The sequence below is a fragment of the Sphaerisporangium dianthi genome, assembly GCF_042654065.1.
Lineage (GTDB): Bacteria > Actinomycetota > Actinomycetes > Streptosporangiales > Streptosporangiaceae > Sphaerisporangium > Sphaerisporangium dianthi.
Map to the genome: position 1 here is coordinate 23311 of NZ_JBHSFP010000044.1, position 22005 is coordinate 45315.

Consider the following 22005-nt stretch of genomic DNA (forward strand, 5'->3'; position numbering starts at 1 on the left):
CCGACCTCGCATCAGCGGCGAATCGGCGTCACCTCCGACCCCGGACCACGGCCCTGCACGGGTCACAGCCCGGTCGGCTTCACGGCCCGGTCGGGCCGCGCAGGGCCCGGGAAACGGCCAGGGAACGGGCGCTGTCGCCGAGCACCTGCACGCTGTCGCAGAACTGGTCGACCGACCCGGGCGCCCGCAGGCTCCGCACCGTCGAATCCACCGTGCCCAGCAGCGCCTCGGCGAACCGGTCCGCGCCGATCACCCGGAACGGCCGGTCGAAGTACCCGCGCACCGACGCCTGCAGCGGCTCGGTCAGCCCGAGCCTGTTGTGCAGCCCCGCCACCCGCTCGTACGCGCGGCACAGATGCTCCTCACGTTCGCGCCAGCCGCGCGCCGCCAGCGCCGCCGCGAACATCTCCCCCAGTTCCGCCGACCCGCCGAGCCGGGCGAACGCACTGCCGAGCCACTTGGCGTAGGGCGGGTAGCGGCGGCGCATGAGCAGGCACAGGCGCATCAGCTCCTCCACCAGACGGGCGGTGACCAGCAGCGACCCCAGGTCGTCGCCGACCTCGCCGCACCGTCCGGGAAAACTCTCCAGCTCACCCACCCGCCGCCACTGGCAGGCCAGCACGTACCGCCAGACCTGGTCGGGATACCAGCGCAGGTTGGCCCTGGCCACCGCCAGCTCCCCCAGCCCGTCGTGGAAGACCTCGCCGCTGGTCATCTCGGCCAGCCGCTGCCAGGACACCCCCAGCCAGTCGGCCGTGCCGATCGGCCCGCGCGGGTCGAACCCCAGCCGAGAGTGCGCCCATTGCTCGAACACGGTCACCACCACGCCGTGGCGGGGCGGGTTCCGGTCAGACCCGAAGACGGTCGGATAGCCGCGGAACCGCTCGGGCAGCGCGCCTCCCAGCCGTTGCGACAGAGCGGCCTCCTGGCCGGGTTCCACGAACACCAGCACGCGCGGCCCCCAGTCGTGGTCGGCCGAACGTTCGGTGTCGAACGCCAGTACCTCCGAGCCCGGGCCGATCAGCGCGGCGCCGTGCGGCACCTGGCCGATCAGCGGGCGCACCACCTCCGTGTAGAACGCGCGCGACAAAGGAAGACCTGGCATGAAACCAGCAGCGAAATCGGACATCACTCAACAACTGTGCCTCGCCGGCCGTCGCGCTTCACCTGGTTTTCCCCCGCGCCGTACGCGACTCCGGAAAACGGCGGATCTCCATGGGGACCCACCCCCGTTCACCTGGCCGGCGCCTTGGCCGGGGACGCCGTAGCCACCGAAGTGGCACCGGCGCTCGCCGAAGGCCAGGACGGCGGCGCCCACAGGCGTGTGGCCCGGGGGCGTCAGGCGCCAATGCCCGTCATCTGGACCTGCGGCGCACGACCCTCCGATCCCCCGCCGCCATCCCTGACCACGCCGGACGCCCTTCCCGAAGTACTGATCCGGAGCGGGTTTTAGGTGTTTTCCTGATGGGAGGTTCTGTATGCGACTCCGCGGCCTTTACAAAGTAAGTTCAAAGGGTATCCGCTTCTCTGATCGTGTCGCATCGGTCATCCGGAACCAGGCGCCGCGTCCGCGCCCTCTTCCACCGTCTCCGGCCTTCTCCTCCAACCGCGGCGGGGCCGTCGTGAGACCACTCGCCTCCCCTGCCCAGCCCCGCACCTCCCAGCTCAGTGGCCGGTTCGCCGGATCCCCTCCCCTTGCCACCGAGCCCCCGGCTGACACCGCCGGGAAGAACAAGACTGTTCTTCCATACAGCTCATGCCTCACCCTGGGCTCACCCGAAGGCATGACGCGACACGGCACACGACAGGGCGGACCCGGTGACCCACGAAGACCACGTTCTGCGCGCCCAGATCGAAGGCGAGCAGCGCCACCTTCGCACCCTCTACGAGAGGCTCGACGCACTGCGCGGCGCGACGGCGGGCCGGCTGGCCGCGGCGTCGCGCGAGAACGGCGGCACCCCGCAGGCACGCTCCGAACGCGACGCCGCCGTCGCCCGTCACGCCGAGCGGCTGGCCCGGCTGGAGGCGGCCGACGACGGCCTGTGCTTCGGCCGGCTGGACCTGCGCGACGGCGGACGCCGCTACATCGGCCGCGTCGGGCTGCGCGCCGAGGACGACGAGGGCGACCCCCTGCTGATCGACTGGCGCGCCCCGGCCGCCCGGCCCTTCTACGTCGCCACCGCTCTCGCCCCCGAAGGAGTGCGCCGTCGCCGCCATATCGTCACCCGCGGCAGGCGGGTGGTGGACCTGGACGACGAGATCCTCACACGGCCGCAGCCACCTGGACGCGCCGAACACGGATCCGCCGTGAACGGACCCGTCGACGGCACCCCCTCCGCGGACAGTCCTCCCCCGGCCACGGCGGCCGAGGACAGGTTCACCGGCCAGGGCGAGCACATCCCCCTGGTCGGCGGAGCCGCGCTCCTGGCGGCGGTGTCGGCCGAACGGACCGGCCGCATGCATGACATCGTGGCCACCCTGCAGGCCGAACAGGACGCCGTCATCCGCTCCGGCCACCGCGGCGTGCTGGTCGTCCAGGGCGGCCCGGGCACCGGCAAGACCGCCGTCGCCCTGCACCGCGCCGCCTACCTGCTCTACACCCAGCCCCGGCTGGCCGCCGGCGGCGTACTGGTCGTCGGCCCCAGCGCCGCCTTCCTCACCTACATCGGGCGGGTACTGCCCGGTCTCGGCGAGACCGGCGCGCTGCTGTCGACGGTGGCCGGGCTGTACCCCGGCGTCGAGGCCGACCGCGGGGAGAGCCTCGCCGCGGCAGAGGTCAAGGGAAGGGCCGAGATGGCCGCGATGGTCGCCGCCGCCGTGCGCGAACACCGGACCCCTCCCGTCGGCGGCATCACCGTCGAAGCCGCCGGCGAGCGCCTGCTCCTGGACGGCCCGGCGTGCCGGCGCGCCGCCGGGCGGGCCGCGCGGACCGGCCTGCCCTACAACCGGGCCCGGCAGGTCTTCGCCCGCGAGGTCATCGCCGACCTCGCCCGCCGGCTGGCCGGCGCCGCCCGTGACCTGGCCGACCGCCTGGAGGCCGACATCGCCGACGTGCTGGCCGAGTCCGGGGTGCGGGAGGCGATCCGCGCCGACCTGGCCGCCATGGACGGCGTCTTCGACCGCACCGGCGACCAGGGCGGCCCAGGAGACCTCCTCGGCGCGGCCGACGTGCCGGCCCTGGAACGCGAACTGCGCCACGATTCCGGCGTGCGCGCCGCGATAGAGGCCCTGTGGCCCGCGCTGACACCCCAGCGGCTGCTGGAAGGGCTGTACGCCGACCCCTCCCGCCTGGAGCGCGCCGCCCCCGGGCTCACCCCCGCCGAACGCGCCCTGCTGGTCCGGGCGCCCGGCGGCGGCTGGAGCCCGGCCGACGTCCCCCTGCTGGACGAGGCGGCCGAACTGCTCGGCGAGGACGACCAGGCCGCGCGGGCACGGGAGTCTCGCGAGCACGCGCGGCGGGTCGCCTACGCGCAGGGGGTGCTGGACATCGCCGCCGCCTCCCGTGGCGGCGGTGGCGCACCGTACGCCGGCGACGGGCCGAGCGGCCCCGGCGGGGCGGATCCGCTCGGCGGAACCGGTGACGTCCTGACCGCCGCCGACCTGATCGACGCTCGCGCGCTCGCCGAACGCCACCACTCCTCCTCGCCGGCCACGGTCGCCGAGCGGGCGCGCGCCGACCGCACCTGGGCATTCGGGCACGTCATCGTAGACGAGGCCCAGGAGCTGTCCCCGATGGCCTGGCGGATGCTCATGCGGCGCTGCCCCGGCCGGTCGATGACCGTGGTCGGCGACCTCGCCCAGACCGGTGACCCGGCGGGCGCCTCCAGCTGGGAACAGGTGCTCGGCCCGCACGTCGGCGACCGGTTCCGCCTGGTCCGGCTGTCGGTCAATTACCGCACCCCCGCCGAGATCATGACAGCGGCCGCGGACCTGCTGGCCGCGATCAGCCCGGGCACTCCCCCGGCCCGATCGGTGCGCCGGACCGGCGTGCGCCCCTGGCGCGTCCGCACCACCGCCGCCGCGCTGCCCACGGTGCTGGCCGAGCTGGCCGCCGCCGAGACCGCGGCCGGAGGCGGACGGCTCGCGGTGATCGTCCCTCAGGCGCGGGCCTCCGAACTGGGCGCCGCCGTCGCCGAGGTCGTTCCCGATGTCTCCTTCGGCCCTCACCCCGACCTGACCCGCCCGGCGGTGGTGCTCGGCGTCCGGCAGGCCAAAGGGCTGGAGTTCGACGCCGTGCTCGTCGCCGACCCGGCCCGCATCGTGGCCGCCTCCCCGCGTGGCCGCAACGACCTGTACGTGGCCCTGACCCGGGCCACCCGCCGCCTGGGCGTCCTGCACGCGGGCCCGCCCCCACCCGAGATCGCCCGCACGATCACGGAGCGAAGAACGGTGCCCGAATGACCGCTCAACCCATGGTCGAGGTGCCGGCCTTCGGAGAGGATCGGCGGGTCACGGGCCCGATGTTCCCCTTCGCCCACCCATGGAAGAATTCCGCCGGTCGCCGGATGTCATTTCTCGGCCGTGTCGTGTTTTCCGCTGATGGACTCCTGATAGATGTCCGCGTAGGTGCGCGAGTCCTTGACCAGGTCGTCGCAGAAGGCCGCGACATCGTCGCCGATGAGTTCCAGGACTCCTTTGCCGGCCGCGACGCCCTCCTCGAAGAAATCGAGAATCCCTGGGAGCAGGGAACCGCCGAGCAAGTCGATCGGTCCGATCTTGAAGAGGTACTTCTGCATCTCCTTATAGACGATCTGATAGTCCGGCGGGAGCGCCTTGACCCGCGCCATGTGCGCCCGCCATTGCTTCTTGCCCTCGATGATGTCGTGGATGCCCACGTCAGCCTCCTAGCCGGCCCAATTTCCTCGCGACGTTCCTGTTCAACTGCTCGCGCCACCGGTCGCGATAGTTCCGGCCCCCTCCCCCGCCGGCCAGCGCCGCGCAGAAACCCCCGATGTCGTCACCGAGCACCTCGTGAATGCTCTGCCCATCGGCCGCCGTCTCTTCGAGCAGCCCCAGGGCGCCGTCGAGAATCGGCATCAGGTTTCGGCCGGTGAAATCCGAGTGGGGAAAAAGATGACCCTTGATCTGTTCCCACGCCGCCCGGTGGCCGGGCGGCAGTGCCATGGCCCGGGCTTCGAACGCCTTCCATTCCCTGGTGAGGTCGCTGCCCGTCATGGTCTCCCAGAGGTTCATCTCCCGCCTTCCTTGAGCTTGTCGATCCGTGACGTGATGTACTCCCATTTCGCCCAGAACGTCGCGAGTTCTTTGCGTCCCGCGTCGTTGAGCGCATAGAACTTGCGTGGCGGGCCCTGCCCGGACGGTCGTTTCGTCGCCTGGACGAGCCCGTTCTTCTCGAGCCGTAGCAGGATGGTGTAAACCGTCCCCTCGACGACGTCGGCGAAGCCGAGTTCGTTCAGCCGACGCGTGATGGCGTACCCGTAGGTCTCCTCGCTGCCGATGATTTCGAGCACGCAGCCTTCGAGCGTGCCCTTCAGCATCTCCGTCAGGTCGTCCATGCTGGTCCTCTTCGGTCTCCAGGTACTCTGTAGTACCGAGTACCAGTACACGGTACCACAAAGTAGTGAACCACGGCGTGCAGCATGTCGTCGGTGATGACCGGTGGCCGGCCGCCGCGGTGTCCCTTTGGTCGTGGACATTCAGCCTGACCGGGCTCGGCGGCCGAGACGGGAAGCCAGGAAGGCCGGTCTTAGAGGCTGGGGCGAGCGGCGGCGGACAGCAAGGTGAGCGCGGCCTTGCGGGCGGCCTCTCCGGCGTCGGCCGCGTCGTGATGCGCGGCAATGACGGTCGCCCCCTCGACCAGCATGAGCAGTTGTCGTCCCAGAAGGGGCGGATCGACGGCTCCGGCACGACCGGCGATGCCGGTCAGGAGGTCGAGGTAGCGGTCCAGGTGGCGCGCGGTGATAGTGCGAACGGCGTCGACGTGGTGCTGGGCTGCCGCGTTCAGTATCGCGCAGCCACGGAAGACCGGATCGTCGTACCACCGCTGGAGGGCGTCGAACACCGCGGCGAGTTGCTCGCCGGGGGCGTCCCCGGCGGCTTCGGCGGCTTCGGCCAGCCAGCTCGCGACCCGCTCGCTGCGCGCTTGCAGCATGGCCTCCACGAGGGCGTCCTTGGTGCCGAAGTGCCGGTAGAGCGTCTCCTTGGACACTCCGATGCGGGTGCACAGCTCGGCAACGCCGATGCCGTCGAGGCCGCGCGCGTACAGCTCCCGGGTGGCCGTCTCGAGGATGGCCGCCCGGGTGCGCTCTGGGTCGATCGTCGAGCCTTTGGGAATGGGCATGCCCTAGATCGTACCGGTCGGTTCGTTCTACTGCTAGCATCCGAGTTCGTACCGATCGGTTCGATCTTTGGAGTGTCATGCCGGACCTTTTCGCCACACCGCGAATCCGGAACGTCTCGGACGTGCGGGACGCGGCCCCTCGCGGCGATGGCGCCGCCGAGAGATGGGACCGATGACGCGGACGGCGCCCAAGGCGGAGCCCCGGGCGGCGTGGCAGACGGGCCGGCTGGCGCTCGGCACCGCCTCGGCGCTCGGGCTCGCGCGCTTCGCTTATGGCCTGCTCCTGCCGTCCATGCGCGAGGACCTGCGCTGGACCCTGGCCGAGGCGGGGGCGATGAGCACCGCCAACGGGCTCGGCTACCTCCTCGGCGCGCTGGTGACCGCCGCGGTCGTGCGCCGCTGGGGCACCGCCGCCGCCTTCCGCGTCGGGATGGCACTCACGGCCGTGTCGCTGGCTGCCACCGCGGCGAGCGACGCCTATCCGGCGCTGCTGGCCGCGCGGGCCGCAGCCGGAGCGGCGGGGGCGGTGGTGTTCGTCGCCGGCGGCGTGATCGCCTCGCGCGTCGCCGCCCGCGCGGCCTCCAGCGCGCCCATCACCGTGTACTTCGCCGGCACTGGGCTGGGCATCGTGGTCAGCGGGGTGAGCATCCCCGCGCTGGGGGAGCACTGGCGCCTGGCCTGGGTTGGCCTGGCCGTCGCTGCCGCACTGGCGACCGTGGCGAGCTGGAGCGCGGCAGGCACGGGCGAGGACGCGCATACCGCCGCGGCCGGCCGGTTCCGCGTGCGCCCGCTGTGGGGGACCGCCCTGGCATACCTGCTGTTCGCCGCCGGGTACATCACCTACATCACTTTCCTGTCCGCCTACCTCGCCGACCAACACGCCTCGCTCGGGCAGGTGGTGCTCACCTGGACGGCGCTGGGCCTGGCCGTCATTGCGGCGCCCGCGCTGTGGAGCCGCCCCACCGCCGAGTGGGCCGCCACCCGGGCATTGGCCACCCTGCTCGCGATCCTGGCCGGCGGAGCGGCGCTCGCGCTGGCGGCACCCACGCCACCGGTCGTCCTCGCCTCCGCGATCATCTACGGGGCGACATTCATGGGCGTTCCCGCCGCCATCACCGCCCTCATCAAGAGCAACGTCCCGCCCGCCGACTGGGCCGCCACGCTGGCGGCCTTCACCACGCTGTTCGCGGCCGGGCAGACCGCCGGGCCGTGGATCGCCGGCATGGTCGCCGATCACACCTCGACCGAGGCCACGCTGGCGTGGACCGCGATCCTGTGCGCCGCGGCCTCCGCGATCGCCATCGCCGGAGGCCGCACACGCCCCGGCGCACCTCGGCCCGGCCGGGCCCGGCACACAACTGAGACGCGCGCCTGACACCGGCGACCCGGCACAGAAGACCGCGCATGCGGTCGGCGTTCTCCCGGGCAGCGCCTCACACGTCGCCGGACACCAAATCCGACAAGAGAAAGAGAGAACGATCATGGGCGACTTCGTGCTCATCCCAGGGATGTGCCACGGCGGCTGGTGCTTCGAGGAGCTCACCGGCGGACTCCGCGCGCAGGGGCATGCCGTCTACCCGCTGACGCTGACCGGGCTCAGCGAGCGCAGCCATCTGCTGCACGGCGGAGTGAACCTCGACACGCACATCCAGGACGTCACCGGCGTGCTAGCCGCTGAAAACATCCAGGATGCGGTGCTGGTCGGCCACAGCTACGGGGGCATGGTGATCACCGGTGCCGCCGACCGCGCACCCGAACGGGTGAAGGCCCTGGTGTACCTGGACGCCATGGTGCCGGAGCCCGGCGACTCCACCTGGAGTCTGGTCTCCGACCAGGAGCGCCGATGGTACATGGACGTGGTGGAGACCGGCTACGCGGTACGGCCGCTGCCCTTCTTCGACCCACGGGCCACGCCCCACCCCCTGGCCTCCCTGCTCCAGCCACTAAAGCTCACCAGCGACCTCGCGCACATCCGCCGCAGGTCCTACGTGTACGCCGCGGGCTGGGACGGCCAATCCCCGTTCACTCCCGTCTACCAGCGGTTGCGTGAAAACCCCTCGTGGCGGACGTACGCTCTGGACAGCGGCCACAACCTCATGCGGGACGCGCCGCAGGACCTGTTGGAGATCCTGCTCCAGGTCGTGGACCCCGATGATGGCGAGGATCGGGACAGCTCCACCGCGCGGCCTGCCACCAGAGCAGTCACCACAAGATCTTCGCTGGCCGGCCAAGCGTAGCGCCGAGGCAACGCCGCGCGCCGGCGCTCTGGGAAGCCCTCCGCGCCCAGCTGTTCGCTCACGCTCAGGGCCATCCTTCCCATCCGGCGAATCGACGGCTGAGCGGCGGGCATGGCCGACGCGGACATCGGCGGCCGGGGTGCCGGCGGCGAGCGGGGTACCCGGCCGCCACAGCCGCCCCGGCCCGCGGTCGGCCGAGGCCGGCACGCGCGGCGGTTCGCCGGCCCGCGGCACTTCGGTGAACCGGCCGGCGTGGTAGGTCCCGGCGACCGCGCTACGCCTTGACGGCGACGCCGCAGAACGCCGTGACCTCCTCGGGCAGCCCCCAGGCGCTGGGCTCCGGCCGCCACCGCGACACCGACACCACACCCGGCTCCAGCAGGCGCAGCCCGTCGAAGAACGCCGCGATCTGCTGCGGCGTTCGCAACTTGTAGGGATCCCCCGCCTCCGCGCGGGTCTTCTGCGCCTGGGCGGCCGCCTCCGGGTCGACGGCGTCGGTGCCGTCCTCCAGGACCAGGTGGCTGCCCGGCGGCAACGCCGCCACCAGACGGTCACGGATCGCGCCGGCCTCCTCGTCGTCCCACACGTTGCCCAAGATGCCCAGCATCATCAGCGCGATCGGCCGGGTGAAGTCGAGCGTCCGGGCGGCCTCCTCCAAGATCCGCTCCGGATCGCGGACATCGGCGTCGATGTACTCGCACACCCCTTCCGGCGTGCCGGCTAACAGGGCACGGGCGTGCACCAGCACCAGTGGATCGTTGTCCACATAAACGATCTTGCATACGGGGTTCATCCGCTGGGCCACCTCATGGGTGTTGTCGACCGTGGGCAGCCCCGTGCCCACGTCCAGGAACTGCGTGATGCCCGCCTCACCCGCCAGGTACCGCACCGCCCGCCCGAGGAAGGCACGAGAATGCCGCGCCACCTCCACGATGCCCGGATACACCTGGCGAACCTGCTCCCCCACCTGCCGGTCGATCGGATAGTTGTCCTTGCCCCCCAGCCAGTAGTTCCACACCCTCGCCGAATGCGGCGTGGTGGTGTCGATCGGCGCGTACCTCTGCTCGTCGGTCATGGCAGCACCCTCCTCGTCGAGTGGGAGAACACCGGCGACGGACGCCGGTGACATGCGGTCGGCCCGATCATCGCAGGCCCGGCGACCGGCCGGCACGTCCTCAACGCGGATCCACCGGCTCCACGGCCCCGGCACGCCGCCGGCGCCGCTCCCCCTCGAGCAGGCCCATCACCACCTTGACGCTCTTGAACCGACACCGATCTATCCGTCCCCCGAGGCGGGGACGGCCGTCGCGGCGGACCCGGCGACGGGCAGGGACCGGCTGCAGGATCATGCGCCCCGGGGAGGCGAGGAGCAACGCGGCGGCTCGCCTTCTCGGCGGGTGTCTTTTATGTACTTCAGTACCATGTACCAGCCAACCGGCTTTACAAAGTAATCTCAGATCGTCGAGCGACCGCCCCGCCGGCAGCGTTTCCCGGAACAGCGCGAGCGACGACAGGGGTCGTGTCGAGGGCACCGCCGTGATCCCCATGCCGTGTCCGGCAAGCGGTCAGGAAGTGGCCGCTTCACCTGCGAGCGTGGACATGTGTCCGTCAACGACCCGGAGGGCCGAAACGCCGTGACCGTCTCCCCTTCGCCCCTCACCAACGGGCGCGGCGACCCGCTGGCCGCGCCCGCGGCGGCACGTGTCGCCCTGCCAGGCGCCGGCCGCGACCCCGGCCGCGACCGGCGGGCGCCGCGCCGTACAGCCCGATGACCGTTCTCGGCGTCCGGGCGCTCAACCGCGCGACGCTCGCCCGGCAGTTGCTGCTCGATCACGCCGACGTTCCGGTCCTCGACGCCGTGGCGCACCTGTGCGGCCTGCAGGCGCAGGAGCCGCAGGAGCCGTTCGTCGGGCTCTGGTCGCGGCTGCGCGCGTTCGACCCGGCGGTGCTGTCGGACCTGCTGATCGGGCGCGGCGTGGTGCGGACCCACCTCATGCGCCGCACCGTCCACCTTGTCACCGCGGGCGACGCCCTGGCCTGGCGGGCTCGCCACGACGTCATGCTGCGCCAGCGGGTGCTCGGGGTCTACCGCCGTGAGCTCGCCGGGGTGGATCTCGACGAGCTCGCGGACGCGGGCCGGGCGGTGATGGCCGACGGCGAACCCCGTTCGATGACCGAGCTCGCGCGCATGCTCGCCGGACGCTGGCCCGCGCCGGGGCCGCGGGCGCTGGGCGAGATGCTGATGGCCGTCCTGCCGGTGACGCAGCTGCCGCCGCGCGGGCTGTGGCGCACCAGGGCGGGAGTGCGCAACCGCCTGCTCTCCTCCTGGCTGGAACGCGAGATCGACCCGCCGGCGCCGGAGGGCTCCGATCCGGTCGGCGAGACGCTGGTGCGGCGCTATCTTGCCGCGTTCGGCCCCGCCGCCGCGGCCGACCTGCGCGCCTGGTGCGGCCTGGCCGGGTTGCCGGCCGCGGTGGCCGCGATACGCGAGGAGCTGGTCACCTTCCGCGACGAGCGGGGCCGGGAACTGCTGGATCTCCCCGGCGCGCCGCGGCCCGACCCCGACACCCCCGCCCCGGTGCGGTTCCTGCCGGCGTTCGACAACGCGATCCTCGGCTACCACGACCGCGGGCGGATCATCGACGACGCCCACCGCGGCCTGTCGGTCGCCGGCGCTCGCGTCGTCCTGGTCGACGGGCGGGTCACCGCGACCTGGAGCGCCGAGGACGGCACCGTGATCGTCGCCCCGCTGCGCCGCCTCTCGCGAGCCGACCGCACCGCCGTGGCCGAGCAGGGACGGGAGCTGGCCTCGTTCCTCTCCGACGGCGACAGCCACCGCGTGCGGATCGCCGCCTCCCCCCATTGAGCGGCACCCCCGCCAAGCGCCCCCGCGAGCCGCTCGTGGGGGCGCGGGAGCGACGGTCGAGGCGTCCGGCCGGGCACCAGAGCCCGCTCCCCCGGCACGGCTACTCCACTGGCACAGCCACCGGATCGTGGGTCACAGGATGGCGCCCGGACGGTAGGCGGCCGCCCGCGGATGGCGGGCGGCGACCTCGCCGACCCGCGCGACCACCTGGTCCACCTGAGCGGCGGCGGCGCCGGTGAACGGCGCGGGGTCGGCCAGCAGGGCGTCCAGCGCCGCGCGGTCCAGCGGGAACCGCTCGTCGGCGGCCAGGCGGTCGAGCAGCAGGTTGGGCGAGCCGGTCTCGCGCATCGCCAGCGCCGAGGCGACCGCGTGCTCCTTGATGACCTCGTGGGCGGTCTCACGGCCCACCCCGGCCCGCACCGCCGCCATCAGCATCTTGGTCGTCGCCAGGAACGGCAGATAGCGGTCCAGCTCGGCCCCGATCACCGCGGGGAACGCGCCGAACTCCGCCAGCACCGTCAGCATGGTCTCCACCAGCCCGTCGAAGGCGAAGAACGCGTCCGGCAGCGCCACCCGGCGCACCACCGAGCAGGAAACGTCGCCCTCGTTCCACTGGTCCCCGGCCAGCTCGCCTGCCATCGAGGCATACCCGCGCAGCACCACGGTCAGCCCGTTGACCCGCTCGCAGGAGCGGGTGTTCATCTTGTGCGGCATGGCGCTGGAGCCCACCTGGCCCTGCTTGAACCCCTCGGTGACCAGCTCGTGCCCGGCCATCAGCCTGATCGTCTTGGCCAGGCTGGACGGCGCCGCCGCCAGCTGCACCAAGGCGGTCAGCACCTCGTAGTCCAATGATCGCGGGTAGACCTGGCCGACGCTGGTGAACCCGGTGGCGAACCCCAGATGCCGGGCCACCCGCTCCTCCAGGACCGACAGCTTGGCCGCGTCGCCGCCGAGCAGGTCGAGCATGTCCTGCGCGGTGCCCACCGGGCCCTTGATGCCGCGCAGGGGGTAGCGGGCGATGAGCTCCTCCAGCCGGGCGAAGGCGACCAGCAGCTCGTCGGCCGCGGTGGCGAACCGCTTGCCCAGGGTGGTGGCCTGTGCGGCCACGTTGTGGGAGCGGCCGGCCACCACCAGGCCCGAATGCCGGGCGGCCAGCTCGGCCAGACGGGCCAGCAGCGCCACGCAGCGGTCGCGCGTCAGCAGCAGGCTGTCGCGGATCTGCAGCTGCTCGACGTTCTCGGTCAGGTCGCGGGAGGTCATGCCCTTGTGCACGTGCTCGTGCCCGGCCAGGGCGTTGAACTCCTCGATGCGGGCCTTGACGTCGTGGCGGGTGAGCCGCTCGCGCTCGGCGATGGAGTCGAGGTCGACCTTCTCGGCCACCGCCTCGTAGTCCTCGGCCACGCCGGGCGGCACCGGGACGCCCAGTTCGGCCTGGGCCCGCAGCACGGCCAGCCAGAGCCGCCGCTCGGCCACCACCTTGTGCTCGGGCGACCACAGGCGGGCCAGCTCGGGTGAGGCATAGCGGGTCGCCAGGACATTGGGAATACGCGGCTTGGTCACGTCGCCCCAGTGTAGAGGTGCCGGTCCGGCGGATGCCTGGCGAGGGCCCGCGTCGCGCACCGTCACCTGCCGGCCCGCCGCCCGGCCTCCGGAACGCTCCGTGATGCGAACTGCGGCTGTTCTCCACGACGACCCCGTTCGGCACTCCGATGGACCTCACCCTGGACGAGATCGCGATCGAGTCGTACCACCCGACGGACGCCGACAGCGCCGCCTACTCCGCCGCACCCGACGCCGGCGGGGAGTCACCTGGCGTCTGGCCAAAGGACGGCCCCGCCGCGACCGCGCCGGCCTCGGCCACACCCTCGCCGCCGCAGGAGGTGAGGACATGCAGGTGACAGGAGCGGCCGCTTCTGGGTTCCTCGACCCGTGCCCAGAGCCGCCGTACGTGGCGCGCAGAGGGCCGGCGTGGAAGTTTCACCCCCCGGGCCCGTCCGCCCCGAGGGTGGCCGGTGGGTCCGCCCGCCGCGATGGCCGGATCCGGCGCCGATCTTGACACCCCCGAGCCGCCTGGGAGACTCCGTCCAGCGGATCCATAGGACCTCTGGAGACACCTTGCCGATCCAGCGCGCGCTGATCGCGCTCATCGCGGCCCTCGCGCTGCTCGTGGGCGCAGCGCCCGCACACGCGGGCGCTGCGCCGGAGGGCGGCGGGGAGTGGCGGGGCGCCCCGGTGCGGCTGGAGCCGCTGGCCGGGCCGCTGCGGCTCGCCGGCGCCGGGCGGTCGTGGTCGCTGCGCTACCTGTCCACCTCCTGGAACGGCGGGCCGGCGGTCGTGAGCGGCACCCTGTCCCTGCCGCCGGGCCGTCCCCCGTCCGGGGGCTGGCCGGTGGTGTCCTTCGGGCACGGGTTCAACGGCCTCGGCGACGCGTGCGGGCCGTCCCGCACCGGGCCGAGCCCGTGGGAACGGGCGGTGCAGGAGGCGCTGATCGCCGCCGGGTACGCGGTCGCGGTCACCGACTACGAGGGCCTCGGCACCCCGGCGGACGGCCCCGGCGTCAACGGCGCGTCCGAGGCGTACAACATGATCGACATCGTGCGGGCCGCCCGGAACGTCGCCCCCGTCTCCCGATCGTGGGTCGCGGCCGGATACTCGCTGGGCGGGCACGCCGCGCTGTTCGCCGCGGCGCTGGCCCAGCGGTACGCGCCCGCGCTCCGGCACGCCGGCACGATCGCCATGGCCCCGATCACGCAGTGGGGCGTGCAACTGGCGAGCCCGGCGTTCCGCGACCCGGCCGCGCCGCTCCCCTTCACCGTGCCCTACACCGGGCACGCCCTCGCGCTCACCGAACCCGGTTTCCGGCCCGCCGACTGGTTCACCCCCGCCGGGCTGGAGCTGGTGCGCCTCGCCGGGCGGGTGTGCGCGGGCGAGATGCTCCAGGCCGCGGCCGGGCGCACCAACGGTGAGATGGTGAAGGACCCCGCGGCGCTGGCGGAGGTGATGGCCCGCGCCCTCACCGACGACGAGGTCGTCGTGGCCCGCTACCCCAAGCCGGTGTACATCGCGCACGGCGCCGCCGACACCGGGGTCCCCCTCGCCCTCACCGAGCTGACCGTACGGCAGCTGTCCGCCGCCGGAACCGACGTCACCTTCCTGCCGGTGCCCGGCGCCGACCACATCACCCTGCTGCCGGAGATCGCCCGGCAGGTGACGCGGTGGACCGCCTCACTCCTGCGGTAGCCCTCACGCCTCGCCCGGCCCAAGCCCGATCGCCGATATGTCCGCCGGGCAGGTCGCGGTCCGCGCCTGCCCTTGACCGCCGGACGCGACGGGAGTAGTACGAGAACAGGTGCGGGTCGAGGGGGCGGTCTCCCCGGGGGGCGATGTCCCAGTACAGCAGGAAGGGGACTCCTCATGCGCCGGTCGGCCATCAAGTCCAAGCTGGTGCCGGGCGGCGTCACAGCCGTGGTGGTCGCTCTGCTCTACCTCATCGTCTCGGGCATCATGGCCGGCAGCGACAATCCCGGCGCCGAGACAAGCGGCCCCGGCCCGATCACGGTGAACGACCCAGGCCACCGATCGCTTCCTCAAATCCCCCTGCGTTGATTCCCCGGCCGCCCGGCCGGTGGCGGGCCCAGCCGACGACATCGCCTCCGTGCGGTGAACCGTGCCGGGATCGACGGGCGGACCGGGTTCTGGCGCCGCTCATTCATGCGCCGACCGTGCACGGACGGTGAGTACTCCGGCGAGGTCGATGTCGCCGGAGCGGCCGTCGAAGCCGGACTCTGAGATCAGCCGCGCCCCCAGGACGGCGCTCCAGAAGGTTCGCGCCTCGGTGCCGGCGGGCCGGTCGATGACCCAGTCGTGGCGTTCAAGGACCGCGGTGAGGTATCGCTGGGCCTGACGGAACAGGAGAGCGAGGTTCTGCTGCACCAACGGCTGCAGTTCGGGCCGGTGACGCGTGATCGACATCGCCTGGACGGCGATCGGCACCGCCGGTAGTGCCAGCGCCGCGCGCGCCAGCGCCTCGCGGAACGTCTTGGGCGTGCGCTGCCGGTGACCGATCGGTTCCAGCCGTTCGGCGTCGCGAAGCAGCATCAGGAACGCCGCGTGAACGAACAACGCGTCCTTGGATCCGAAGTAGTAGGTGATCTGGTTCGGATGGGCGCCGGCAGTGGCCGCGATCTCGGCCACGCTCACAGAGTCCAGGCCGCGCTCGGCGAAGAGCGTCACGGCCTGTTCGAGGAGCTGCGCGCGGGTGCGCCGGCCGCGGCTGCGGGGCGGTTCGCTCGTGGACACCACATATTTGTATGCGATACAACTAGGTTCGCGCAAACCCCAGTACAGCGCCACTCGAGGAGGTCGGCATGAGCGCACACGACGTCGTCATCACCGGACTGGGCGCGACCACACCGCTCGGCGGGGACGTCGCCTCCCTGTGGGAGGGGCTGCTCGCGGGGCGCTCCGGCGTACGCAGAATCGACGAGTCGATGTCGTCGTTCCGCCACGCCGATGAGCTGGCCACGAAGATCGCCGCCCCCATGGCCGTCTCCCCCGACGAAGTGCTGCCCCGCGTCCAGGCCCGGCGCATGGACCGCTGCCAGCAGGCCGCGCTCGTCGCCGCCCGGCAGGCTTGGGCCGACGCCGCCGCACCTGAAGTCGACCCGGTCCGCCTCGCGGTGGTGATCGGCACCGGCATCGGCGGCCTCAACACCCTCCTGACCCAGGACGACGTGATAGAGGAGAAAGGGCCCAGCCGGATATCTCCTCTCACCGTCCCCATGCTGATGCCGAACGGGCCGGCCGCCTGGGTCAGCCTGGAGTACGGCGCCCGCGCCGGCGTCTACACGCCGGTCTCCGCGTGCGCATCGGGAGCCGAGGCCCTCGCCCTCGCCGCCCGGCTGATCCGGTCCGGCGAGGCCGATGTCGTGATCGCCGGCGGCTCGGAGGCCGCGATCGCGCCGCTGACCATCGCCGGGTTCGGCCAGGCACGCACGTTGTCACAACGTAACGACGACCCCGAACGTGCCTCGCGGCCGTTCGACGTCGGCCGTGACGGCTTCGTGCTCGGCGAGGGCGCCGGCGCCATGATCCTGGAGCGCGCGGACTTCGCGGCCGGGCGGGGCGCTCGCCCGATCGGCCGGCTGGCCGGCTTCGGCATCACCTCCGACGCCCACCACATCACCGGCCCCGACCCGGCGGGCGCCGGCCAGATCCGGGCGATCCTGAAGGCCGTCGCGTCCGCGGAACTCCAGAGCGCGGACGTCGATCACGTCAACTGCCACGCGACGTCCACCGTCGTGGGCGACGCAGGGGAAGCGGTGGCCATCCAGCGGGCGCTCGGAGACGACGTCGTTCTCACCGCACCCAAATCCAGCATCGGCCACCTCGTCGGCGCCGCCGGCGCGGTCGAGGCGATCATCACCCTTCTGTCGGTCGTCAATGGTGTCATCCCGCCCACCCTCAACCTCGAGCACAAGGCCCCCGAGATCGAGCTGGACGTCGTCAGCGGCGAGCCTCGTGAGCAGCGCCTCGGGGCGGCGCTCTGCAACTCCTTCGGGTTCGGCGGGCAGAATGTCTCCCTGCTCCTCACCGCCCCCTGATCTCCCCGGCCGGCGGCAGGCCTCGCGACCGGTCGTTCGTCCGGCCGCTCACCGTCCGCTATGTGGAGGCCGCGGCGCGCCGCCTTCGCCTGGACGGCGTCACGTCGAATGGACGGGGAGATCGACTTTTCGCCGTCCCTCGTCTCCGGCACCCGGATGTACCCGATCGCCGGACGAAGGCCGCCGCCGGCGGAGCCGTTCCTTGGTGCGTTCGACGATGGTGTACAGCGTCGGGACGAAGACCAGGGTCAGCAGGGTGGAGGACACCAGGCCGCCGATGACCACGATCGCCAGCGGCTGGGAGATGAAGCCGCCCGACCCGGTCAGGCCGACCGCCATCGGGGTCAGCGCGCAGATCGTGGCGATCGCGGTCATCAGGATCGGCCGCAGGCGGCGCCTGCCGCCCTCCAAGACCGCCTCCACCACGCCCATGCCCTGCTCTCGGTACTGGTTGATCAGGTCGATCAGCACGATCGCGTTGGTCACCACGATGCCGATCAGCATCAGCATGCCGATCAGGGCGGGGACGCCCAGCGGGGTGTCGGTGACCCGCAGCAGGCCGATGGCGCCGGTCGCCGCGAACGGGATGGACACCAGCAGGATCAGCGGCTGGGCGAAGCTGCGGAACGCCGCCACCATGATCATGAAGACGATGGCGATGGCCGCCAGCATCGCCAGGCCCAGCTGGGAGAACGCCTCCTCCTGGTCGGCGCTCACCCCGCCGATGCTGTAGCTCACCCCGGCCGGCAGGGTCAGCGACCGCATCCGCTCGGTGATCTCGGTGGTGACGCTGCCCAGGTCGCTGGCCTCGGCCGCGGCCGACACCGACGCGGTGCGGTCGCCGTCCTTGCGGGTGATCTGCGTCGGTCCCGCGACCTGGCGCACCTCCGCCACGCTGGACAGCTTCACCGTCCCCGAGGCGGTGAGCAGCTTCAGCGACCGGACGGCCGAAAGGTCGCCGGGCGTCTTGGCCCCGGTGCGCAGGATGACGTCGTTGGTGCGCCCGTCCAGGGTGAGCTGGCCGACCGGGGCGCCACGGAACGCCTGGGCGACGCTCTGCCCGATGCCCGTCTCGGTCAGCCCGGCCGCGGCCGCCTTGCGGCGGTCGACCCGGACCTCCACGCGCGGCGCGCTGGACTCGAGGTTGGAGGCCACATCGCGCAGCCCGCCGATGCCGCGCATCGCCGCCGCCACCGTGTCGGCCCCGGACTTCAGCGCCTCAAGGCTCGGCCCCTGAAGGATCACCTCGGCGCGGTCCGAGGCGAACCCGCCGCCGCCCTGCCCTCCGACGGTGACCTCGCCCGCGCCGGTCAGCGCGGCCAGCCGCTCGCGCAGCGTCTTCTCCAGCGCGGGGGTGTCGGCGCCCTCGGCGACGGTCACCGAGTATGACGCCCGGTCGGCGGAGCCGCCCACCCCGCCGGCGAACGTGCCGCCCGACCCCACGTTGACCTGGTAGGAGGCGATGTCTCCGATGGAGGACAGCACCAGCTCGACCTTCTTGGCCGCCGCGTCGGTCGTGGCCAGGTCGGTGCCCGCCGGCATCTTCTGCGTCAGGGAGATGGTGTCGTTGCCCGAGGAGTCGATGAAGTTGGTCTTCAGCCCCGGCGCCAGCCCCAGCGTCCCGGCGAACACCAGCACCCCGACGAGAAGAGTGACCACCCGGTGCCGCGTCGCGAACCTCAGCACCGGCAGGTACATGCGCTGAAGCGGGCTGCGCAGTTCCTTTGCCTCGGCCGCCTCCCGCACCCGCAGCGCCTGCTCCGGCGACAGGCGCGGCGCCTTCAAGAACCAGTAGGCCAGCACCGGGATCACCGTCAGCGACACCAGCAGCGAGGCCAGCAACGCGACCGTCACCGTGATCGCGAACGGGGCGAACAGCTGGCCGATCATGCCGCCGACGAAGGCGATCGGCAGGAACACCGCCACCGTGGTGAGCGTCGAGGCCGTGACCGCGCCGCTCACCTCCCGCACCGCGGTCAGCACCGCCTCGCGCTTGGCCTCCCCATAGCCCAGGTGCCGTTTGATGTTCTCCAGCACGACGATCGAGTCGTCCACCACCCGGCCGATCGCGATGGTCAGCGCGCCGAGCGTGAGCAGGTTCAGCGAGTAGTCCCCCGCCCACAGCGCGATCAGCGCGATGATCACCGACAGCGGGATGGACACCGCCGTGACCAGCGTCGAGCGCAGCGACAGCAGGAACAACAGGATGACCAGCACCGCGAAGACCAGGCCGAGCAGGCCCTCGGTCGACAGGTCCTCGATCGAGCGTTCCACGTAGGGGGCCTGGTCGAACACCACGGTGATCTCGGCGGCGTCGCCCAGCGCCCGGGTCAGCCCGGCCAGCTTGTCGCGCACGTCGTGGGAGATCTGCACGGCGTTGCCGTCAGGGGTCATGGTGAGCGACATGCCGAGGCTCGGCGTGCCGTTCGTCCGGGTGATCGTGGTCGCCTCGGCCGGCTTCTCCTCGATGGTGGCCACCTCGCCGAGCTTCACCGGCTTGGGCTTGGCCGCGACCGCACCCGCCGCACCCGCCGCACCCGCCGTGCCCATCGTGCCCGGCCGGGCCGCGGCGCCCTGACCGCCCGCGCCACCGGCGCCACCGGCGCCACCTGGCGCACCCTGCCGGGAGGCGGGGGTCTGGGCCTGCGCCGCCGGCGCCTGCGGAGTCAGGTACAGCTCGCGCAGATCGTCGATGGAGGCGATGCGGCGGCCGATCTGCACCGTCAGCGTCTTGCCGTCCTGGGTGAGGCTGCCCGCCGGGATCGGCGTGCCGTTGGCCCGCAGCACCTCGGGGATCGACAGCGGCGAGACGCCGTGCAGCGCCATGCTGAGGAGGTTGGGGGTGATGACGACCGTCTGGTCGCGCGCCCCGGTCACCGACACCTCGCGCACGCCGGTGACGCCCCGCAGCTCGGGCACCGCGATGCGGTTCAGCTTGTCGTACATGGCGCGCTGGTCGCCGCCGTCGCCCACCGCCAGCACCATCACCGGGATGTCGTCGGTGTTGCCGGCCACGACGGTCGGCTCGACCCCGGCCGGCAGCCGGCCGCTCAGCCGGCCGACGGCCTGCTGCAGCTTGGCCACCGCCGCCTCGATGTCGGTGCCGTACTCGAACGACACCTGGATCTGCGCCATGCCCTCCCGGGAGGTCGAGGTCACCTCGGTGACGCCGGCGATGCCCTGGAACCCGCTCTCGATGGGCTTGGTGACCTGCTCCTCGACGATGTCGGGAGCGGCGCCGGCGTACGGCGCCACCACGAACGCCCCGGGGAACGACAACGAGGGCAGCAGCTGCTGCTTCAGCGAGGGGATCGCGAAGGCACCGAACGCGCTGATCACGACCGCGACCATGATGACGAGGCTGCGGTTGGCAAGGCTGAGCCTGGCCAGAGCGGTCATTGGCGTGGACCTCCCGGTTTGCGGGCGAGTACCCAAAAGTTTCCGGCAATGCTAACACTTCGCGTAGAACGAATATTTAGCGCCGTCATGAACTCCTGGTAACCTGATCAGGCCCGCGCGGAAGGTGAATGTGGACGACAGGGAAGAGCTCATCACCCGGATCGGCGAGGCACAGCACGCCCTGGGGCGCGCGTTCTCCAACGACCGCTCGCTGCCGCTGCTGGCCCTCAACCTGACCATGCAACAGCTCAAGGTCACCCTCATCCTGGCCGGCCGCGGCTCGGCCTCCGGCCAGGAGCTCGCCGCCACCCTCGGCGCCGGTCTCGGAACCGTCACCGGCATCGTCGACCGGCTCGTCGCCCAAGGCCTGGTCACCCGCCGTGAGGATCCCAGCGACCGCCGCATCCGCCGCGTCGAGCTCACCGACGCGGGGCGCCGCATGACCGAGGAGCTCATCGACGCCGGTCTCAGCGGCTACCGGCGCCTGCTCGACCGCCTCGACACCGCCACCCTGCGCAGCCTCGACGACGTCATGACCAAACTGCGCGCGGCCGCCGCCGAGGTGTACGGCCCCTGCTGACCACGGCCCCGCGCTCCCCGGCCGTCGCGCCCTCCTCTTTCCCCGTCCCACCACGAAGGACCCGCCGCCCGGTCGTCACCGCCCGCGGGTGCCCGGGCGGCGGCGGAGGCCGGCCGCCGGTGCGGTAGCTTCGGGGCCCATGACCACTGGGGACGACACCACCGGGCCCGCGCGGGCCGGGCATCTCGAAGCGCTGTTCTCCTTGTCCGGCCGCACCGCCCTGGTCACCGGCGGGAGCTCCGGCATCGGCCTGGCCATGGCCGAGGCGATCGGCCGGGCCGGCGCCGCCGTGGTCATCGTCGCCCGCAGGAGACCCGAGCTCGACGCCGCCGCGGAGCGCATGCGCGCCCACGGGGTGCGCGTGGCCGCCATCTCCGCCGACCTCGGCGACCCCGCGGACGTGCTCCGCGTGTGCGACCAGGCCGCCGGATTCTTCGGCGAGATCGACATCCTGGCCAACGTCGCCGCCAACAACATCCGCCGGCCCATGCACGAGCTCACCACGGAGGACTACGAGGCGACGATGCGCGTCAACGTCACCGCCCCGTACACCCTCGGCCGGCACTTCGGCCCCCGCATGGCCGCGCGGGGCTGGGGCCGCATCATCAACGTCGGCTCCCAGCAGTCGATCAGCGCCTTCGGCGACAGCGGCGTCTACGGGGTCAGCAAGGCCGCCATCACCGGGCTAACCCGCTCCCAGGCCGAGGCGTGGTCCCGGCACGGGGTGCGCAGCAACACCCTCGTGCCCGGGTTCGTGCTCACCCCGCTCACCGCGCCCGCCCAGGCGATACCCGGGCGCGCCGAGGCGCTCGCCGCCCGCTCGATGATCGGACGCAACGGCGTCCCCGCCGACTTCGCCGGCGTCGCCGTCCTGCTGGCCGGCGACGCCGCCGAGTACATCACCGGGCAGATCATCTGCGTCGACGGGGGTTTCTCCGTTCATTGACGAGAACATGCCGACCGGACCGGGCGGCTTTACAAAGTAAGCCGGATGCCTGGAGTTGACCTGGAGCGCACTC

The 22005-nt window shown here is 72.4% G+C and carries 19 protein-coding genes; 10 read left to right on the top strand and 9 right to left on the bottom strand.

Going from position 1 to position 22005, the window contains the following annotated elements:
- Nucleotides 1-79 precede the first annotated feature (79 nt).
- A complete protein-coding gene (locus ACFO60_RS36875; protein WP_380850708.1) occupies nucleotides 80-1105 on the bottom strand; it encodes a DUF4037 domain-containing protein in 1026 nt (341 codons plus the stop codon).
- Nucleotides 1106-1818: 713 nt separating this feature from the next.
- Here ACFO60_RS36875 and ACFO60_RS36880 point away from each other — a divergent pair.
- The gene (locus ACFO60_RS36880; protein WP_380850711.1) at nucleotides 1819-4401 is read left to right on the top strand and encodes an ATP-binding domain-containing protein; all 2583 of its coding nucleotides are present in this window, start codon (nucleotides 1819-1821) and stop codon (nucleotides 4399-4401) included.
- A gap of 107 nt (nucleotides 4402-4508) precedes the next feature.
- Here ACFO60_RS36880 and ACFO60_RS36885 read toward each other — a convergent pair whose 3' ends face one another.
- From ACFO60_RS36885 to ACFO60_RS36900, 4 genes are all read right to left on the bottom strand, one after another.
- Nucleotides 4509-4835 (bottom strand): DUF1048 domain-containing protein, encoded by a 327-nt coding sequence (locus ACFO60_RS36885; RefSeq protein ID WP_380850714.1) that lies wholly within the window; start codon nucleotides 4833-4835, stop codon nucleotides 4509-4511.
- 1 nt (nucleotide 4836) lies between these two features.
- Nucleotides 4837-5193 (bottom strand): DUF1048 domain-containing protein, encoded by a 357-nt coding sequence (locus ACFO60_RS36890; RefSeq protein ID WP_380850717.1) that lies wholly within the window; start codon nucleotides 5191-5193, stop codon nucleotides 4837-4839.
- Nucleotides 5190-5516 (bottom strand): PadR family transcriptional regulator, encoded by a 327-nt coding sequence (locus ACFO60_RS36895; protein WP_380850720.1) that lies wholly within the window; start codon nucleotides 5514-5516, stop codon nucleotides 5190-5192. The genes ACFO60_RS36890 and ACFO60_RS36895 overlap by 4 nt, the downstream gene beginning before the upstream one ends.
- A 191-nt stretch (nucleotides 5517-5707) precedes the next feature.
- Entirely contained in the window at nucleotides 5708-6301 is a 594-nt protein-coding gene (locus tag ACFO60_RS36900) for a TetR/AcrR family transcriptional regulator (protein WP_380850723.1), read from the bottom strand.
- Nucleotides 6302-6473: 172 nt separating this feature from the next.
- On the opposite strand from ACFO60_RS36900, the gene ACFO60_RS36905 reads away from it, so the two are divergent.
- Both ACFO60_RS36905 and ACFO60_RS36910 read left to right on the top strand, forming a co-directional pair.
- Entirely contained in the window at nucleotides 6474-7676 is a 1203-nt protein-coding gene (locus ACFO60_RS36905; protein ID WP_380850726.1) for a YbfB/YjiJ family MFS transporter, read from the top strand.
- A 106-nt stretch (nucleotides 7677-7782) separates the two neighbouring features.
- The gene (locus ACFO60_RS36910; RefSeq protein ID WP_380850729.1) at nucleotides 7783-8538 is read left to right on the top strand and encodes an alpha/beta fold hydrolase; all 756 of its coding nucleotides are present in this window, start codon (nucleotides 7783-7785) and stop codon (nucleotides 8536-8538) included.
- A 274-nt stretch (nucleotides 8539-8812) separates the two neighbouring features.
- On the opposite strand, the gene ACFO60_RS36915 is transcribed toward ACFO60_RS36910, so the two are convergent.
- Complete coding sequence (locus ACFO60_RS36915) at nucleotides 8813-9613, bottom strand: SAM-dependent methyltransferase (RefSeq protein ID WP_380850732.1); 801 nt, start codon at nucleotides 9611-9613, stop codon at nucleotides 8813-8815.
- Nucleotides 9614-10306: 693 nt separating this feature from the next.
- Between ACFO60_RS36915 and ACFO60_RS36920 the strand changes: the two genes are divergently transcribed.
- The gene (locus ACFO60_RS36920) at nucleotides 10307-11404 is read left to right on the top strand and encodes a winged helix DNA-binding domain-containing protein (protein ID WP_380850735.1); all 1098 of its coding nucleotides are present in this window, start codon (nucleotides 10307-10309) and stop codon (nucleotides 11402-11404) included.
- A 132-nt stretch (nucleotides 11405-11536) separates the two neighbouring features.
- Here ACFO60_RS36920 and purB read toward each other — a convergent pair whose 3' ends face one another.
- Entirely contained in the window at nucleotides 11537-12964 is a 1428-nt protein-coding gene (gene purB, locus ACFO60_RS36925; RefSeq protein ID WP_380850738.1) for an adenylosuccinate lyase, read from the bottom strand.
- A gap of 149 nt (nucleotides 12965-13113) precedes the next feature.
- Here purB and ACFO60_RS36930 point away from each other — a divergent pair, with 149 nt between their 5' ends.
- The 3 genes from ACFO60_RS36930 (at nucleotide 13114) to ACFO60_RS36940 (ending at nucleotide 15010) form a co-directional block, all read left to right on the top strand.
- Nucleotides 13114-13302, top strand: a complete 189-nt coding sequence (locus ACFO60_RS36930; protein WP_380850741.1) for a hypothetical protein — start codon at nucleotides 13114-13116, stop codon at nucleotides 13300-13302.
- Between the two features lie 217 nt (nucleotides 13303-13519).
- Nucleotides 13520-14644, top strand: coding sequence for a lipase family protein (locus ACFO60_RS36935; protein ID WP_380850744.1), 1125 nt, complete (start codon nucleotides 13520-13522; stop codon nucleotides 14642-14644).
- Nucleotides 14645-14818: 174 nt separating this feature from the next.
- The gene (locus tag ACFO60_RS36940; protein WP_380850747.1) at nucleotides 14819-15010 is read left to right on the top strand and encodes a hypothetical protein; all 192 of its coding nucleotides are present in this window, start codon (nucleotides 14819-14821) and stop codon (nucleotides 15008-15010) included.
- Nucleotides 15011-15109: 99 nt separating this feature from the next.
- Here ACFO60_RS36940 and ACFO60_RS36945 read toward each other — a convergent pair whose 3' ends face one another.
- Nucleotides 15110-15757, bottom strand: coding sequence for a TetR/AcrR family transcriptional regulator C-terminal domain-containing protein (locus tag ACFO60_RS36945; protein WP_380850750.1), 648 nt, complete (start codon nucleotides 15755-15757; stop codon nucleotides 15110-15112).
- Nucleotides 15758-15771: 14 nt separating this feature from the next.
- Here ACFO60_RS36945 and ACFO60_RS36950 point away from each other — a divergent pair, with 14 nt between their 5' ends.
- Nucleotides 15772-17007 (top strand): beta-ketoacyl-[acyl-carrier-protein] synthase family protein, encoded by a 1236-nt coding sequence (locus ACFO60_RS36950; protein ID WP_380850753.1) that lies wholly within the window; start codon nucleotides 15772-15774, stop codon nucleotides 17005-17007.
- 99 nt (nucleotides 17008-17106) lie between these two features.
- Here the strand turns inward: ACFO60_RS36950 and ACFO60_RS36955 are convergent, their stop codons facing one another.
- Nucleotides 17107-20406 (bottom strand): efflux RND transporter permease subunit, encoded by a 3300-nt coding sequence (locus tag ACFO60_RS36955; RefSeq protein ID WP_380850756.1) that lies wholly within the window; start codon nucleotides 20404-20406, stop codon nucleotides 17107-17109.
- Between the two features lie 130 nt (nucleotides 20407-20536).
- Here ACFO60_RS36955 and ACFO60_RS36960 point away from each other — a divergent pair, with 130 nt between their 5' ends.
- Together ACFO60_RS36960 and ACFO60_RS36965 are read left to right on the top strand one after the other, a co-directional pair.
- Nucleotides 20537-20986: a MarR family winged helix-turn-helix transcriptional regulator gene (locus ACFO60_RS36960; RefSeq protein ID WP_380850759.1), complete on the top strand. Its 450-nt coding sequence runs from the start codon at nucleotides 20537-20539 to the stop codon at nucleotides 20984-20986.
- 139 nt (nucleotides 20987-21125) lie between these two features.
- Nucleotides 21126-21932: an SDR family NAD(P)-dependent oxidoreductase gene (locus ACFO60_RS36965; RefSeq protein WP_380850762.1), complete on the top strand. Its 807-nt coding sequence runs from the start codon at nucleotides 21126-21128 to the stop codon at nucleotides 21930-21932.
- Nucleotides 21933-22005 lie beyond the last annotated feature (73 nt).